The organism is Paraburkholderia sp. BL17N1 (assembly GCF_003634175.1).
Lineage (GTDB): Bacteria > Pseudomonadota > Gammaproteobacteria > Burkholderiales > Burkholderiaceae > Paraburkholderia.
On record NZ_RBIW01000001.1, the window covers coordinates 831,977 to 847,710 of the forward strand.

Genomic DNA, 15,734 nt, shown 5'->3' on the forward strand with positions numbered 1-15,734 from the left:
CTGAAACACACAGATGGCTCTTTCGCTCGTCGACAAACTGGTGGTGGCAATCTCGTCGCGCGCGCTGTTCGACTTCGAGGAAGAGAACCGCGTGTACGAGGAAGGCGACCTGCAGACCTATGAAGCGTTGCAGCGCGACCGCCTGACCGTGCCCGCCAAACCGGGCGTGGCGTTTCCGTTGATCCGCAAGCTGCTGGCCTTGAACGCGGGAGGCCATCGCGTCGAAGTGGTGATCCTCTCGCGCAGCGATCCGATCAGCGGACTGCGCGCGTTCCATTCGTGCCGGGAACATGGGCTCGCCATCGAGCGCGGGGTCTTCACGCGCGGACGCGCGCCGTTCGGCTACCTGAAGCCGCTGAACGCGTCGCTGTTTCTGTCCGCGAACCAGCAGGACGTGCGCGACGCGCTTGCCGCCGGATTTCCCGCCGCGCGCGTGTTGCCCGAATCGGCGAAAATGGCGAGCAAGTATCCGGACGAAATCCGTATCGCCTTCGACGGCGACGCCGTGCTGTTTTCCGACGAAGCCGAGCGCGTGTTCCAGAAGGACGGCCTGCGCGCCTTTGTCGGCCACGAGATTCACAACAAGGATCTGCCGCTCGCGGACGGTCCGTTGAAGCCGTTGCTCGAAGCGCTGCACCGGCTGCAAAAACTCGCGGACGAAGCCGCGCCGATGCATATTCGTACGGCATTGGTCACGGCGCGTTCGGCGCCCGCGCATGAGCGCGCGATCCGCACCTTGATGGCGTGGAACATCGAAATCGACGAAGCGATGTTCCTCGGCGGCCTCGACAAGAGCGCATTTCTGCGCGAGTTCGAGCCGGACTTTTTCTTCGACGACCAAATTGGCCACTGCGAATCGGCCCGCGTCGTGACGGCGACGGGGCACGTGTTGAGTGGCATTGTGAACGCATCATGACACCCGAACAATCACCGCTGGGTAAGGCCTCCACTTACACCGAACAATACGACGCGTCGCTGCTGTTTCCGATCGCGCGAAAAAATGCGCGCGAGGCGATCGGCATCGGCGCGCAGTTGCCGTTTTTCGGCACGGACATCTGGAATGCGTACGAGTTGTCGTGGCTGAATGCGCGCGGCAAGCCGCAGATTGCAGTGGCAACGTTTTTCGTGCCGGCGGATTCGCCGAATATCGTCGAATCGAAGTCGTTCAAGCTGTATCTCGGCTCGTTCGCGCAGACCGCATTCGAGTCGATGGATGCGGTGCGCGACACGATCAAGCGCGATGTGTCCGCATCGTGCGGCGCGACGGTTTCGGTTCATCTGGCTGCGCCGTATGAGTTCGGCAAATTGCAGATGGAAGAATTCGACGGTTTGTCGCTGGATCGGCTGGATCTGGATACCGACATTTATCAGCCGGATGCGTCGTTGTTGAAAGCGGCGCTGGATGAAGCGCCGGTCGAAGAAACAGTGTTCTCCAACTTGCTGAAATCGAATTGCCCGGTGACGGGGCAGCCCGATTGGGGCAGTGTGCAGATTCATTACGTGGGTCCGCAGATCGATCACGCGGGCCTGCTGCGCTACATCATCTCGTACCGGAATCACACTGGGTTTCACGAGCAGTGCGTCGAGAAGATCTTTCTCGATGTGCTGAAGGCTTGCAAGCCGGTGAAGCTCGCGGTGTATGCGCGTTATACGCGGCGCGGCGGGTTGGATATCAATCCGTTCCGCACGAACTACAATTTGCCGATGCCGGACAATATGCGTCTGGCGCGGCAGTAGTTAGTAGAACGTTCGCCGCAAATCTGCGGCGAACGATGACGACAAAGCGCTTAGGCCGCTGGCTTCTTATAAGCCACACAATCCACTTCGACGCGGCAATCAATCACCATCGAAGAAACGACACACGCACGTGCCGGCGGATTGTCGCCGAAGTACTCGCGGAACACCTTGTTGAACGACGCGAAGTCACGCGGATCGTCCAGCCACACGCCGCAGCGGACCACATCTTCCGCGCCGTAGCCGGCTTCCTTCAAAATCGCGAACACGTTCTGAATCGCCTTGTGCGATTGTTCGACGATGCCGCCGTTGATCACTTCGCCGTTCTCCATCGGCGTCTGTCCGGAGACGAACAGCCAGCCGTCCGCTTCGACCGCGCGTGCAAACGGCATATGCTGACCGCCCGTTCCCTTGCCGCCTTCAACACCATATCGCTTCATCACTACACTCCTTAAAAAGTCCGGCACGCGTTCGGCAGAAGCGCCGCGCGCGCCGCAATCAATCGGTTGAACAATCAGAACGCGCCGTGCGCGTCGCCCTTCGACGCCGCGCCGCGCGCCACGAAATGGCCGGCGCGCTCGCCCGTCACTTCACCATTGCGATACGTCAACACGCCGTTCACCCACACCGCGTCGATGCCGTCGGCGGCCTGTTGCGGGTTCTCGAACGTCGCCACGTCGCGCACCTTGGCCGGGTCGAACAAAACCAGATCGGCGTGGTAACCGATATGCACCTCGCCGCGCTGCGTGAGTCCATAGCGACGCGCCGACAAACTGGTCATCTTGCGCACCGCTTCTTCGAGCGGCAGCAAGCCCGCGTCGCGCGCGTAGTGGCCGAGCACGCGCGGAAATGCGCCCCACAAGCGTGGATGCGGCAGCGGATCGTTCGGCAATCCATCCGAGCCGACCATGGTCGCGGGATGCGAGAGGATGCGCCGCACGTCGTCTTCCGACATGTTGTGATACACAGCGCCCGCCGGTTGCAAGCGCTTGCCCGCTTCCTGCTGCGAGACGCCCCACTCCGCCGCAATCTCCTTCACGAGCTTGCCCGCCATCTCCGGATGCGGCTCGGACCACGTAACCGTGATGTCGATATCGCCCGTGATCTGCTTCACATCGAGCGTCGACGAACTGCGGTTGTACGGATAGCAATCGCAACCGATCGGCTGCAGCCGGCTCGCGCCTTCGAGCGACTTCAGCACTTCTTCGCTGCGTCCCCAGTTCGACGGACCCGCGCACTTCAGATGCGAAATCACCACCGGCACGTGTGCGTGACGGCCCACGCGATACGCCTCGTCCATGGCATCGAGAATCGCGTCGAATTCGGTGCGCATGTGCGTGGTGTACAACGCGCCGGCTGCGGCGAGCGGTTCGGCCAATGCCATCACTTCTTCGGTCGGCGCTGAGAACGCCGAGCCGTACGCGAGCCCTGAGCTCAGACCCAGTGCGCCATTGGCCAATGCTTCTTCAAGCTGCGCGCGCATGCCGTCGATTTCCTGCGGCGTCGCCGCGCGGTCGAGCCGGTCCATCTGGTTGCTGCGCAACGCCGTATGCCCGATCAGGGCGCCGACATTCACCGCGGGCCGCGCCGCGTTCACCGCTTCGACATAAGTGGCGAAGGTCGGATACTGGAATGCGTCGCGCTCGCCGAGCAGGTTCATCGGATCGGGCGGATCGCCCTTCAGCGCAACCGGCGACGCGCTGATGCCGCAATTGCCGACGATCACCGTCGTCACGCCTTGCGTGATCTTCGGCAGCATTTGCGGCGAGCGGATCACGTGCGTGTCGTCGTGCGTGTGAACGTCGATGAAACCCGGCGCCAACGCGCGGCCATCGGCCTCGATCACTTCTTCGGCGAGCCAGTTCGACAGGTTGCCGATCGCGACGATGCGGCCGTCGCGAACCGCGACATCGCGTTCGACAGGCGGCGCGCCCGTGCCGTCATACAGTTGCGCGCCGACGATCAGCGTATCAGCGGCTTCGGGATGCGAGTGCATGGATCAGTCTCCTAACGGTTGTCGATCGCCGCCGCCGCGGTGCGTGTCGAGTGCGTGCTTCATGCGGCGCAGCAATTCGCGGCTCTCGTCACCCTGACTGACGGCAAGTTCGGTGACGAGCACATCGAGCGCCATCATCATCGCGTAACGCGACGACGACGGCTTGTAAATGAAGTCGGTCTCAAAAGCGACGATCGGGATCACCCAATCGGCCAGGCGCGCGAGCGGCGAAGCGGGCGCGGTCAGCGCAATCACCGTCGCGCCATAACTGCGCGCGATCTTGCAATTCTCGACCATCTCGGGCACGCGCCCGGTAGTAGAAAGCGCGATCACCACGCATTCGCGCGACACGGTGCTGGCGACCATGCGCTGCAACAAGCCGTCCTGATAGGTCGCGACAGGCCGGCCGAGGCGCACGAGCCGGAAGCGCATCTCGTCGGCGAGCGCGGTCGAACCGCCGCCCATGCCGAACACGTAGATCATGCGCGCGCCGCGCAGTGCGGCCGCTGCGTCGCCAAGCGGCGCCTGGCGCAGCAATTGGTGGTTATGCGCCAGCGCGGTCTGCAATTCGTCGAACACGCGGGTCGCGATCGGCTCGGGCGCGTCGCTCGGGCCGCCGGGCTGCAGGAAGCGCTGACCGACGGCGGCCGCCTGCGCAAGCCGCAGTTTGAGTTCGCGAACATCGCGGCAACCCACGGCTTTGGCAAAACGCGTCACAGTCGCGACGCTCACTTCCGCCCGCTGCGCGAGCGCGCCGATGCTGGCGCGCGAGGCGCCCGTCAGGTCGTCGAGAATCAGCGCGGCGACCTTGCGTTCGGCCGAGCGCAATTCCGGCGCGCATTCGGCAATGCGCGCGACGATGTCGAAAGCCAGCGGTTCGGCGGTCAGATTCATTGCGGACTGTGGGAGGCCGCGCGAAGGCCTGTAACGCGCTCGCGGCGAACCGTGGTACTAAATAACATTTCTCCATCCATCGTACTTTCGGTAACATGGTAAAGTCAACTTTGATTCAATTTAACTGGACGATGGAGCAAGGAGACATGAAAGTTACAAACTATCAGGGCGCAACGATTGATCCTTGTAGCAAGGGCTTGGGCATGGTTCCGGGCACCAGTATCCAACTCACGGATGCCACGCGCCTCGAGTGGAACCTGCTGAACGAAGACGTGAGCCTGCCGGCCGCCGTGCTGTATGCGGACCGCGTGGAACACAACCTCAAGTGGATGCAGGCATTCGTCGCGGAATACGGCGTCAAGCTCGCGCCGCACGGCAAGACGACCATGGCGCCGCAGCTGTTTCGCCGTCAGCTCGAAAACGGCGCGTGGGGCATCACGCTCGCCACCGCGCATCAGGTTCGCGCGGCTTATCACGGCGGCGTGTCTCGTGTTCTCATGGCCAACCAGCTGGTCGGCCGTCACAACATGATGATGGTCGCAGAGTTGCTGAGCGATCCGGATTTCGAATTCTTCTGCCTCGTCGATTCAGTTGAAGGCGTCGAACAATTGGGCGAGTTTTTCAAGTCGGTGAACAAGCAGTTGCAGGTACTGCTCGAACTCGGCGTGCCGGGCGGCCGCACGGGCGTGCGCGACGTGGCGCAGCGCAATGCGGTGCTGGAGGCGATTGCACGCTATCCGGACACGCTGAAGCTCGCCGGCGTCGAGTTGTACGAAGGCGTACTCAAGGAAGAACACGAAGTGCGCGAGTTCCTGCAAAGCGCGGTCGCGGTTACGCGCGAACTCGTCGAGCAGGGCCGGTTCGCGCGTACGCCGGCCGTGTTGTCAGGCGCAGGTTCGGCCTGGTACGACGTGGTCGCGGAAGAATTCGTGAAGGCCTCGGAGACCGGCAAGGTCGAGGTCGTGCTGCGTCCAGGTTGTTATCTGACGCACGACGTCGGCATTTATCGCAAGGCGCAGACGGAAATCTTCGCGCGTAATCCGGTCGCGAAGAAAATGGGCGAAGGGTTGCTGCCGGCACTGCAACTGTGGGCGTATGTGCAGTCGATTCCTGAGCCGGATCGCGCGATCATCGGTCTCGGCAAGCGCGATTCCGCATTCGATGCGGGCATGCCGGAACCGGCGCGCCACTATCGTCCGGGCAACGAAGCGCCACGCGATATTGCGGCGAGCGAAGGCTGGGAGATTTTTGGCTTAATGGATCAGCATGCGTATCTCCGGATTCCGGCAGGCGCTGACCTGAAAGTGGGCGACATGATCGCGTTCGACATCTCGCACCCGTGTCTGACGTTCGACAAATGGCGTCAGGTGCTGGTGGTCGATCCGGCGTATCGCGTAAAAGAAGTGATCGAAACGTTTTTCTGATTGGCTTCGCGAAGGGCGCTTTCTCGGGAAGCGAGGCGCGCCTTTCGTGGTGTTGCGGAACGCGTGATTTTTTTGCCTCGCTCCGCTGCACCGACCGGGTTCAGCCGCGTCCAGCAAATCAGGCCTGGCGCGGCGCTTCATCGTCCACTGTCGGGCGGGTTTGCTCGGCAGCCTCGGCTGCGCCAGCGGCAGCCGCCACTTCGCCGATTCTGGCCTCGAGCATCCTCAACGCACCGGACAGCGCGTTCAGCGCCTCGTCCGGCAGCACGGCGATCGTGTCGTGCAGAAACGCGTTGCGACGCGGCAAGCTGGCTTCGGTCGCCGAATGTCCCGCCTCCGTCAACCGCACGTTGGTCACGCGGTTATCGCGCGCATCCATGCTGCGAGCAATCCAGCCCAAACCTTCCAGCGTTTTCAACTGCCGTGTCAACGCGCCCGGATCGACGCGCAAGCGCTCCACCAGCCGCTTCTGCGACGACTCGCCGGACTGCTCGTGCAGCGCGAGCAGAATGCGCCAGCGCGGCAACGGATGGCCGACATGCGCCTCGAAAGCCGACATGAACGCCCGATATGTGCGGCCGAATTGCTGCATGACGGCGACGCGGTCCTGTTCTTCCATGATCTATCAGTAAAACGGTAAGTCTAAAAAATCAGTCCGCGTGAATCACGGGCTCGAGCTTGCGCTGGAGTTTGATCGGCGGCACGCGGCGGCTTTGCCAGACCGACACCACCGCGATAATGGCCGCCATGGCGAGCCCCAGATGAATCGCCGACACGAGCGCTTCTCGTGCGCTCTCGAGCAGCATCGCGCCGTTATGGCCAGCGTGCGCCAACTGATCGAGCAAAGTAGTTTGCGCGTCCCGATTGATGAGGATTTGCGGATCGCCGAGGTCCGCGAACCATTGCGACGCGTGATCGTTCTCCAACGTATTGCGCACACCGCTCGCGTACATATGGCTGACCAGTGTGCCGGTCAGGGCCGTGCCGATCATGCCGCCGATCATCCGCAGCGACTGCAGCAGCGCCGTCGCGATACCAAGGTGTTCGCGGCCCGCCGTTTGCTGCGCGAAAATGGTCAGGTTCGGCATGACGAAACCGAGTCCCAATCCGCCGACGATCATGAACGACATCAAGAGCCACTGCGGCATGGCGCGGGTCGCGACGACCACGCCCAGACATGCCAGTGCGAGCAGTGCAAAGCCGATATAGAGCATCAGATTCGGGTTGCGCACCCGTGAGACGATGCGCCCGTTGGCAATACTGCCGATCGTGATGAATACGACCAGCGGCGTGATGACGAGACCCGCTTCCTTCGGCGACATGCCGAAGCCGCCCTGGAACAGCAACGGCGCGTAGAACAGCAGCGAGAACATCGAAAAACCACCCAACACGGCAAGCGTGAAGAGCGCGGCGAGACTACGGTTGCGGAACATGTCGACCGGCAGGATCGCCGTCGGGCAGCGCTTTTCCCACTGCCACAACGCGTGAGCCGACGCGACGCTCAGCGCGAGCAACGCGGCCGCGCTCAAGGTCACGCCATGCTTCGGCAGCAACTCGACGAACAGTTGCAGCGAGCCGAGTGCCACGGCGATCAGCACGGCGCCGGGCCAGTCGAGCCGCATCTTGCCTTCGTGTTCGACATGACGCAGATGCGGCAGGAAGCGCCAGACAAAAAACAGCGAGAGGAGACCGACCGGCAGATTCACGTAGAAAACCGAGCGCCAGCCGTAATACTGCGTGAGGAACCCGCCGAGCGACGGCCCCACCGCATTCGCGATGCCGAACGCCGAACTCATCAGCACCTGCCAGCGCAGGCGCACGACCGAGTCGGGAAACAGATCAGGAATACAGGCGAACGCGGTGCCGACCAGCATGCCGCCGCCGATGCCTTGCAGGCCGCGCGCGAGCACGAGGAACAGCATGTTGTTGGCCGCGCCGCACAGCACGGAGGCGCCCGTGAACACGACGATCGACGCAATCACGAACGGCTTGCGCCCGTAGTAATCGCCGAGCCGGCCGAAAATCGGCACGGTAATCACCGAGGTCAGCAGATACGACGTGGCAACCCACGCGTACAACTCGAAACCCTTGAGTTCGGCGACGATGGTGGGAAGCGCTGTGCCGACCACAGTCTGGTCGAGTGCGACCAGCATCGTGACGAAGGAGATGCCGAGCATCGCCAGAAGCGACTCACGGAACGGTAAAACTTGCCCACTCGAGTGGTGGGCCGCGGTATGGACAGCCATTTTTGATAGCGCAACAGTTGACACGTCAAACGATTGGGAATCATACCACGCTGCGACGCTCTAAGCGGGACAGGCTGCTGGCTTTGCCGCACCGACAATCGACTGAAGAAAGGAAAATCACATGACGCCAGGGAGGCACATGGAGCCGAGTTCGCTCGCAACCCAATCGTTATCGGACGACGACCTGAAGGCGCTGCGCCACGCAAAACACGAACTGGAGAGCCCCGCTCTGGCGATGAAGCTGGCGAGCATCGTCGGCGCGCCGCTGGAAAAACTGCTCGCGCGCATGCCCGCATTCGCCAACGAAAAAGTCACCGACGCGACGGAACTGGCGCTACGCAAGTGCCTGTCGATCGCGCTGCGCACGCTGGGGAGACGGGACGGCGCGACTCCGTTGGTGGCGCCCGACAAGCCGAGCAACTTGCTGCACAAGTTTGCCGTGGCGACCACCGGCGCGGCCGGCGGCGCATTCGGACTGTTCGCGCTGCCCGTCGAACTGCCCGTCACGACCACGCTGATGTTCCGCTCGATCTGCGATATCGCGCGCAGCGAGGGCGAGGATCTGACGGCGATCGACACGCAGTTGCAATGTCTGACGGTGCTCGGCATGGGCGGCACGTCAAAAGCCGACGACGACGCCGACTTCGGCTACTTCATCATGCGCGGCGCGCTCGCGCAGGCGGTGTCGAAAGCGTCATCCGAGATCGCCACCAAGGGCTTCACCGCGCACGGTTCCGCGGCCTTGTTGCGCCTGCTCAACACGATCGCCGCGCGTTTCTCCGTGCAGGTCAGCGAACAGATCGCCGCAAAGTCGATTCCGGCGATCGGCGCGGTGCTCGGCGCGATGGTCAATACGGTGTTCATCGACCACTTCCAGCAGGTCGCGCACGGTCACTTCACCGTGCGTCGGCTGGAACGGCAATACGGCCAGGCGACGGTCGAGGCCGCCTATCAGACGATCGACATCGCGCTCGACGGCTGAATCGCGCGGCTCGTCACGCGCCGCACGAAGGCGGCGGCGCGGTCGAGCGCGCGATTTCCCTCGGGGATGAACGGCGCGAAGATCGGCCAGACGTGCGGCATCTTGTTCCACACTTCGAGTTCGCAGTCGACGCCCGCCGCGCGCGCGTTGTCGGCCACGCGTTGCGAGTCGTCGAGCAAGACTTCAGTGCTGCCTGCCATGATGAAGAGCGGCGGCAAGCCATGCAGGTCCGCATAGACGGGAGACGCGTAGGGATGCGTGGGGGGCGTGTCGCCAAGATAGAGCTTCCCCGCCCGGGCGATCGCGGAGCCGCTGAACATGGGATCGAGACCGTCGTTGGTGCGAATGCTAACGCCGGTCGCGGCGAGATCGGTCCAGGGCGAGAACAGCAGGCCGCCTGCCGGCACGGGATCGCCCGCATCGCGCAGCGCCACCAGCGTGGCAAGCGCAAGACCGCCGCCCGCCGAATCGCCCGCGATGACGATCGACTCGGGCGCGACGCCGTCGGCGATCAACTGACGGTAGGCTGCGGTCGCGTCATCGAGCGCCGCCGGGAAGCGGTGCTCGGGCGCAAGACGGTAGTCGAGGGAAAAAACTGGTGAGTCGGCGCGCGCCGCCAGACCGAACACGATCGACCGATGGGTACGCGGCGAACAGAAGTAATAGCCGCCGCCGTGGCAATACAGAACGGTCGGCCCGGCGTTCGTTGCTAGCGCACGGCCGGCGCGCTCGATCCACTCGCCGCGCAACGGCGTATCGTCCGCGCCGTACAGCTCACGCAGACGCCAGCCGCCCGGCACCCGCGGCGACCAGACGCGCTTGGCGCTCAGCGCGCGCGCTCGTTCGACATTGATGCGTGGCTTGAGGGTTTCCGGTCGAAACTGCCTGCGCAGATACCAGCACGCGAGTGCGCTTTGCCAACTCATCGGGACACGCTCCTTCGATTGTGTCCTGTCATGTTACGTGCGTTCGCGGCTGCGTCGGTGGATGGCGGCTTCTAATCTTAAAAACGCCGGAGCCGCCGGATCAGGCTTTCCGCTCGCCTAGTTCGCCGGCAAAACCTGCCCGCGAATTTCACCCATCGGGTTCTGCGCGGTATGAACGTTGAAGTACCACTGGCCCGCCATCAGATCGGTCACCTGCTGTTCGGTCAGCGCCGCTGAGCCCTTGATCGGGCTGGCGAGCGCACCCTTGTCGATCGGCACCTGAACCTTGGCGTTCTGACCCACAGGCGCGGGTCCGTGGAAATGCGCGGCGGTTGCCGGGCCGCTCAAGCCTTCATAGCTGACCGTCCATTGCAGGGATTTCGTCGACGTGTCGAAGGTGGCGTCCAGCATACCGTGCCCGTGGCTCACGCGAGGCGGAACCTCGCTCGAAGGCTCGAGATCCGCCTTCAGTGCCACCGTATCCGCGAAGGCGACACCCGACGCCAACGCCCACAACACCACTGCAAGATTCACTTTTCGAAGCGCAGTCATGGTCTTCTCCGGACTTGAAGCCCCGCCGCACCGACACTCGGCCGCGCGCGAAGCCACCACATACTAGTGCAAATCCGCCGAATCTGTTTGTGGTGGAGCGCGCGCGGCCGTTGCGTGGTTTTTTCGGTCACTTTCGTTCAGTGCACCTGCTTTCAGGCGCGCTGGAATGCGTGGCGAGTTTGTAGGTGTCCGTAGTGATTCCCTGGGCGTTTCAGGCGCACCGACGTGCCTGAGATATCGCTCAGGGCGCGTCCCGGCGACGTTTTAATCGATTTACTCAAACAGTTAATTGCGGATTTTGTAATGAATGAACCGCAACATCCCGGTTATGCTTCTGCTTGCGAGAAGTGACTCCTTCATCGAGGGAAGTCTCCAAATCTTTAACGCGGCTTCGGCCGCGTTTTTTTTTCGTCTGTTGGTCTGGTTGTCTGGTTGGCCAATCTGTCACACTCTCGTCCGCAGAGGCGCGCTCGCTTCGACGCGCACACATGCGTGGAGCGTACTTATACGAGCAAGGCGGCCTGCTGTTCGATCCCGTCCAGCATGGCATTGCACTTGTCGATTAACAACATCCCGTCGTCGCGCACACGTTCCGGCGGTTTGATGGTGATTTCGCGGCGATAATCTTCGAGTGCGGTGAGCAGCGGCGGATATTGCAGGACGCTCGCCGCCCCCGCCACGCGATGAAGCCATTCGCGCACCCTTTCCAGCTCAACATGCTCGGACTCCACGCGCTCGAGCAACGGCGACAACGACTGCACGTCCTCGCGCACGGACGACACGAACGAGTCGAGCAAAGCCTTGACCGTCGACTCGCTGCCCCACAGTTGTGTCATGTGCCCGAGGTCGACCGGCACGAACGGTCCCGCCCCCCCACGCACATCCGGCACGGCAACCGCCAGCGTGCTGACGGCCTCCGAAGGCGCGGCTTGCCACGCGCTGTCAGTGCCGAACCAGCGGCTCAGATAATCACGCAGCGTGGCGAGCCGGGTCGGCTTCACGAGGCTATCGTCCATGCCCGCGTCGCGGCACAGATTCAGGTCTTCGGGCGCGGTGTTCGCGGTGATACCCAGAATGGGCAGGCGATACGCGCCGCCCTGCTCACTTTCACGAATACGGCGAGTGAGTTCGTAACCGGAGACGTTCGGCATGTGGCAATCCGTGATCAGACAGCCGTAACTCGTATGCTCCAGTGCGGCGAGCGCCTCGGCGCCGTCGTTCGCCACGTCGCAGGCAAAACCGAGCAACGCGAGCTGATGACGGATCAACTCCTGATTGACCGGATGATCTTCTGCGACGAGGATCAGCCGGCCACTGGCAATGGCCCGCTCACGATCTGGGGGCGAAGCGCCGCTTTCCGGCGTACGCGGCATGCCTGCCGACCGCGGCGCCACCGACGGCAGGCCCGTCATCGCAGCGGCACAGGCGGCGCCAAGGCCGCGCCATGAAATGGGATTGACGCTGACGCGCACGTTGTCGTCGAGAATGCGGTAGCCCGTCGGCTTGGGCTTCTCGGTCAGACTGATGACGCGCGTGCGCGGCCTGATCTCCGCCGGCAAGGTCACATCTTCACTCACGAACAGTAGATCGGTTTCGGCGAGTGCGGCGCGATCGCGCAGTTCCGGCGCATCAGGCGGGACGCGGCGCAACTCGAGTCCGAGCGCCTCGCCAAAGTGCATCAGGGCCTGCGCGACGCGCGCCTCGCCGGTTGCCACGATTCCGCGTTTGCCGCGCAAGCCGTTGACCGAATAGCGCTGCGTCTCGATAGGCATGGCGAGCCGCACGGTCATGCGCGTGCCGCTACCCGGTTCGCTGCGCAACTTGAGCGAGCCGTTCATGAGGTCGATCAGCTTGCGACAGATCGTCAAGCCGAGGCCCGTGCCACCGAAACGGCGTGTGGTAGACGATTCCGCCTGCACGAACGGCTCGAACAATTTGGCCTGCACCTCGGGCGCGATGCCGATCCCGGTGTCCTCTACGATCATTTCGAGCGTCTGAATGCCGTCGTCTTGCGCGACGACCGACACGCACACGTCGACCTCGCCCTGCGGCGTAAATTTGATCGCATTGCCTAGCAGGTTAAAGAGAATCTGTCGCAACCGGACGCTGTCGCCGCGCAGTGTGGCGGCGACGTCCGATCCGATATCCACGCGCACTTTCAGGCCCTTTTCATGGGCGCGGCCAGCCAACAGACCGACAGCGTTGTCCACCAGTTCACGTATATCGATGGCTTCGGCCTCGATGGTCAGCCGCCCCGCTTCGATTTTCGAATAGTCCAGCAGGTCGTCGAGGATCTGTAGCAGCGCGCCGGCCGACTCGTGGATCATGCCCAGCATTTCGCCCTGGTCTGTATTGAGCGGCGTGCGCTCCAGCACTTCCACGAGACCGAGCACGCCATTCATCGGCGTGCGGATTTCATGGCTCATCATGGCAAAGAAGTCGTCTTTGGCGCGCGAGGCCGCTTCGGCAAGATCGCGCGCTCGCGCAAGCTCGTCGGAGCGCGCGTGCTCCATGCTGGCATCCACCCAGTAACCGCTCCACACAACGCTTCCGTCCGATTCGCGGCGCGGCACCAGCTCGGCTCGCGCCCATTTGACGTCCTCGTCGCCGGCGAAACGAAACTCCATGTTCACGGGCGTTTCGCAGTGCGCCGAGCGTTCGAGTTCAGCCAGCACGAACGCCCTATCCTCCTCGCACACGCGCTGGAAATCGACGTGATCGCTGCTGCTCTGCGAACCGTCTCGCACGCCCAGCAGATGACGCGTGTCTCCGCCGATATACGGAAACGAATACGTGCCGTCCGCGGTGCGGCGCAGTTGAAATACCACCGCCGGTAGTGAGCGCGTCACGTCGAAGAGGCGCCGTTCGGTCTCGCGCGCACGCATTTCGGCGCGCCGGATGTCGGTGATATCGACCATCGTGCCGAGCACGCAAGCCGGTTGACCGTCACTGCGGCGACAGATACGGGTCCAGAAAAGCCCATGCCGCACGTTGCCCGCGTCGCGCTCGAACTGCAACTCCACCTGCGCAGTCTCGCCGCCGTTCAGCATTTCGCGGGTCATCTCGTCCAGGATGCGGCTGTTGGCCTCGCCCCACGTTTGCACCTCCAGGGTGGTTCGTCCGACGATCGCCTCGCGGCCCAATCCGCAAGCTTGCTCATAGGCTTCGTTGACTGCGATATAGCGGCCATCGAGATCCTTGGCGACGAGCGGATAGGGCACCGTCTTCATCAAGGTTTCCTGGAAGTTCAGTTGCAGTTCCAGTTCCCGCTCCGTTGTCTTGCGCAACCTGACTTCGCGTTGCAGCAACAGATAGGCACGCAGGGTGATCAGCAGCACGACGCAGACGCCGATCAGCACCGGCAACAGACGCACCGCGGTCACGCTCCACGTGCCGGACCCCGGTGCATTGCCGGTGACCCACTTCTGCCGGATGCGTTGCTTTTGCGCGGGCGGCATCGCCAGCAGCGCACGGTCGATTAGCCCGGCGAGTGGGCTCAGGTCCGGGCGCACGGCGAAGTCGAGCGCGTCGGAATCGCCAACCGTGCCGAGGATCTTGAGGACACCGCTGTACCGTTGCTTGAGCAGGATATCGGCGGCGGCCACGTTGCCCACCAGAACGTCCGCCTCGCCGGACTCAACCATCTTGAGGGCGTCGTCGAGACTGGGCGCAACTACCACGTGGTCCTGCGGAATTCGCTGGAATGGGAGCGTAACCGACCCGCCGACATGCGACGAAACGACGATGCGGCGTGACGCAAAATCGTTCAGCGAGCGAGCCGCCGGTTCGTCCTCGCGCCCGATGAGCACCAGCGGATAGTGCTCGTACGCACTGGTGTGCCGCGCCTTCGAAAGGCGGGGATCGTGACTCGAAGCAGTGGCGAGGATCGCAAATTCGCCGCGCTGAAATGATTCGATCGCAGCGGGCCAGTCAGCCGTGTCGGCGCGATTGAACACGACGCCGAGCGTGCGACTAAGATACGTCAGATAGTCGGCGGCAATGCCCGCGGGCCGGCCAGAACCGTCGACGTAACTGAAGGGCGCCCAATTGTTATCGAAACCGACCTGCAACGGCGGCAGCGAACTAAGCCACGCCTGCTCTTGCGGCGTCAGCGCGAGACTTGGCACGGTGGGCAAAGGCTTCGCGTCGAAGTTGCCGGATAGCCAGCGCGCGCGGATAGCCGCGTCGTCGGCCGGGTTCATCGACGCGAGCGCCTGATCAAGTTTGTCCCGCAATGCAGTCTGGTTCCGCGGCACCGCGAAGCGCAAATTGGCGGTTTTGGCGTTCTCCTCGAACGCCACTCGCAAGCCACGAAACTCGTCGGTGGACAATGCATATTGCACGGCGGTAGTGAAGCCGAGATAAACGTCCGCGTCGCCCTGGATCACGGCGGCGAGTGCCTCGCGCGTCACGGAAAACGTGACGATCTGGGCGCGTGGGAAGCGCTCGCGTGTCACACGCTCGAGCGCAAAGCCTTTTTCTATTGCGATGCGCGCTCCCGCTAACTGGGCGGAATTCGCATAACTGTTACTGTCCCGGCGCACCACGACCGACGAGGACGAACGGAAATAAGGCGCGGTAAAACTCAGGCACCGCTCGCGCTCAGGTGTGCGGGCAAGGCTCATCATCAAATCGACATGTCCGGCGCAGGCGGCCGCGAGCAATTGCGTCAGGTCCGGGAACACCTTGGCTTCGATGACCACGTTCGGCCCGACAACGGCGCGCAGATAGTCGACGCTCATGCCGGTGAGTTGACCGTCTTGCATCGCGTCGAACGGCAGCCAACTGTTAGCGAGAACGCCGACGGTTAGTTTCGCGGGAAAGTTGGCGACAAGCTGAGCGTTCGAGCGATTGTCGAACGATTGGGCAACGGCTGTTGTTTGCGCGGCGACGACAAAGAACCAGGCGAACAGACACAGCGAGAGGCGTCCAAGCAAACGCCTCATTGCAACGCCCGACACGAAATTGACGGCGGACACG

At 63.0% G+C, this 15,734-nt stretch carries 12 protein-coding genes; 4 read left to right on the top strand and 8 right to left on the bottom strand.

The genetic code is table 11. The annotated features are described in order from the left end of the window. Nucleotides 1-13: 13 nt before the first annotated feature. Nucleotides 14-916: a 5'-nucleotidase gene (locus tag B0G82_RS03585; RefSeq protein ID WP_116118956.1), complete on the top strand. Its 903-nt coding sequence runs from the start codon at nt 14-16 to the stop codon at nt 914-916. Further along, nucleotides 913-1,737: an NADPH-dependent 7-cyano-7-deazaguanine reductase QueF gene (gene queF, locus B0G82_RS03590; protein WP_121306667.1), complete on the top strand. Its 825-nt coding sequence runs from the start codon at nt 913-915 to the stop codon at nt 1,735-1,737. The genes B0G82_RS03585 and queF overlap by 4 nt, the downstream gene beginning before the upstream one ends. A gap of 50 nt (nt 1,738-1,787) precedes the next feature. Here queF and B0G82_RS03595 read toward each other — a convergent pair whose 3' ends face one another. The 3 genes from B0G82_RS03595 to B0G82_RS03605 all read right to left on the bottom strand — a co-directional run bounded on the left by B0G82_RS03595 (nt 1,788) and on the right by B0G82_RS03605 (nt 4,624). Next, complete coding sequence (locus B0G82_RS03595; RefSeq protein ID WP_035562439.1) at nt 1,788-2,174, bottom strand: RidA family protein; 387 nt, start codon at nt 2,172-2,174, stop codon at nt 1,788-1,790. Nucleotides 2,175-2,248: 74 nt separating this feature from the next. After that, nucleotides 2,249-3,730, bottom strand: coding sequence for a D-aminoacylase (locus B0G82_RS03600; RefSeq protein ID WP_116142963.1), 1,482 nt, complete (start codon nt 3,728-3,730; stop codon nt 2,249-2,251). Between the two features lie 3 nt (nt 3,731-3,733). Next, a complete protein-coding gene (locus B0G82_RS03605) occupies nt 3,734-4,624 on the bottom strand; it encodes a MurR/RpiR family transcriptional regulator (RefSeq protein WP_106282034.1) in 891 nt (296 codons plus the stop codon). 146 nt (nt 4,625-4,770) lie between these two features. Between B0G82_RS03605 and B0G82_RS03610 the strand changes: the two genes are divergently transcribed. Next, nucleotides 4,771-6,048, top strand: coding sequence for an amino acid deaminase (locus tag B0G82_RS03610; protein ID WP_121306668.1), 1,278 nt, complete (start codon nt 4,771-4,773; stop codon nt 6,046-6,048). 118 nt (nt 6,049-6,166) lie between these two features. Here the strand turns inward: B0G82_RS03610 and B0G82_RS03615 are convergent, their stop codons facing one another. Then, the gene (locus B0G82_RS03615; protein WP_121306669.1) at nt 6,167-6,667 is read right to left on the bottom strand and encodes a MarR family winged helix-turn-helix transcriptional regulator; all 501 of its coding nucleotides are present in this window, start codon (nt 6,665-6,667) and stop codon (nt 6,167-6,169) included. 31 nt (nt 6,668-6,698) lie between these two features. After that, complete coding sequence (locus B0G82_RS03620; protein WP_121306670.1) at nt 6,699-8,294, bottom strand: MDR family MFS transporter; 1,596 nt, start codon at nt 8,292-8,294, stop codon at nt 6,699-6,701. Between the two features lie 139 nt (nt 8,295-8,433). Between B0G82_RS03620 and B0G82_RS03625 the strand changes: the two genes are divergently transcribed. Further along, nucleotides 8,434-9,276: an EcsC family protein gene (locus B0G82_RS03625; protein WP_121306671.1), complete on the top strand. Its 843-nt coding sequence runs from the start codon at nt 8,434-8,436 to the stop codon at nt 9,274-9,276. On the opposite strand, the gene B0G82_RS03630 is transcribed toward B0G82_RS03625, so the two are convergent. The 3 genes from B0G82_RS03630 to B0G82_RS03640 all read right to left on the bottom strand — a co-directional run bounded on the left by B0G82_RS03630 (nt 9,246) and on the right by B0G82_RS03640 (nt 15,733). After that, nucleotides 9,246-10,202 carry an alpha/beta hydrolase gene (locus B0G82_RS03630; protein WP_121306672.1) on the bottom strand — a complete coding sequence of 319 codons (957 nt, stop codon included), beginning with the start codon at nt 10,200-10,202 and terminating at the stop codon, nt 9,246-9,248. The genes B0G82_RS03625 and B0G82_RS03630 overlap by 31 nt on opposite strands. 117 nt (nt 10,203-10,319) lie before the next feature. Next, entirely contained in the window at nt 10,320-10,754 is a 435-nt protein-coding gene (locus B0G82_RS03635; RefSeq protein ID WP_106282045.1) for a CHRD domain-containing protein, read from the bottom strand. Between the two features lie 503 nt (nt 10,755-11,257). Further along, a complete protein-coding gene (locus B0G82_RS03640; RefSeq protein ID WP_121306673.1) occupies nt 11,258-15,733 on the bottom strand; it encodes a transporter substrate-binding domain-containing protein in 4,476 nt (1,491 codons plus the stop codon). Nucleotide 15,734 lies beyond the last annotated feature (1 nt).

Bases quoted from the DNA above. Each gene is read 5' to 3' on its own strand.
- B0G82_RS03585 (WP_116118956.1), top strand. From the start codon at position 14: ATGGCTCTTTCGCTCGTCGACAAACTGGTGGTGGCAATCTCGTCGCGC.
- queF (WP_121306667.1), top strand. From the start codon at position 913: ATGACACCCGAACAATCACCGCTGGGTAAGGCCTCCACTTACACCGAA.
- B0G82_RS03595 (WP_035562439.1), bottom strand. From the start codon at position 2,174: ATGAAGCGATATGGTGTTGAAGGCGGCAAGGGAACGGGCGGTCAGCAT.
- B0G82_RS03600 (WP_116142963.1), bottom strand. From the start codon at position 3,730: ATGCACTCGCATCCCGAAGCCGCTGATACGCTGATCGTCGGCGCGCAA.
- B0G82_RS03605 (WP_106282034.1), bottom strand. From the start codon at position 4,624: ATGAATCTGACCGCCGAACCGCTGGCTTTCGACATCGTCGCGCGCATT.
- B0G82_RS03610 (WP_121306668.1), top strand. From the start codon at position 4,771: ATGAAAGTTACAAACTATCAGGGCGCAACGATTGATCCTTGTAGCAAG.
- B0G82_RS03615 (WP_121306669.1), bottom strand. From the start codon at position 6,667: ATGGAAGAACAGGACCGCGTCGCCGTCATGCAGCAATTCGGCCGCACA.
- B0G82_RS03620 (WP_121306670.1), bottom strand. From the start codon at position 8,294: ATGGCTGTCCATACCGCGGCCCACCACTCGAGTGGGCAAGTTTTACCG.
- B0G82_RS03625 (WP_121306671.1), top strand. From the start codon at position 8,434: ATGGAGCCGAGTTCGCTCGCAACCCAATCGTTATCGGACGACGACCTG.
- B0G82_RS03630 (WP_121306672.1), bottom strand. From the start codon at position 10,202: ATGAGTTGGCAAAGCGCACTCGCGTGCTGGTATCTGCGCAGGCAGTTT.
- B0G82_RS03635 (WP_106282045.1), bottom strand. From the start codon at position 10,754: ATGACTGCGCTTCGAAAAGTGAATCTTGCAGTGGTGTTGTGGGCGTTG.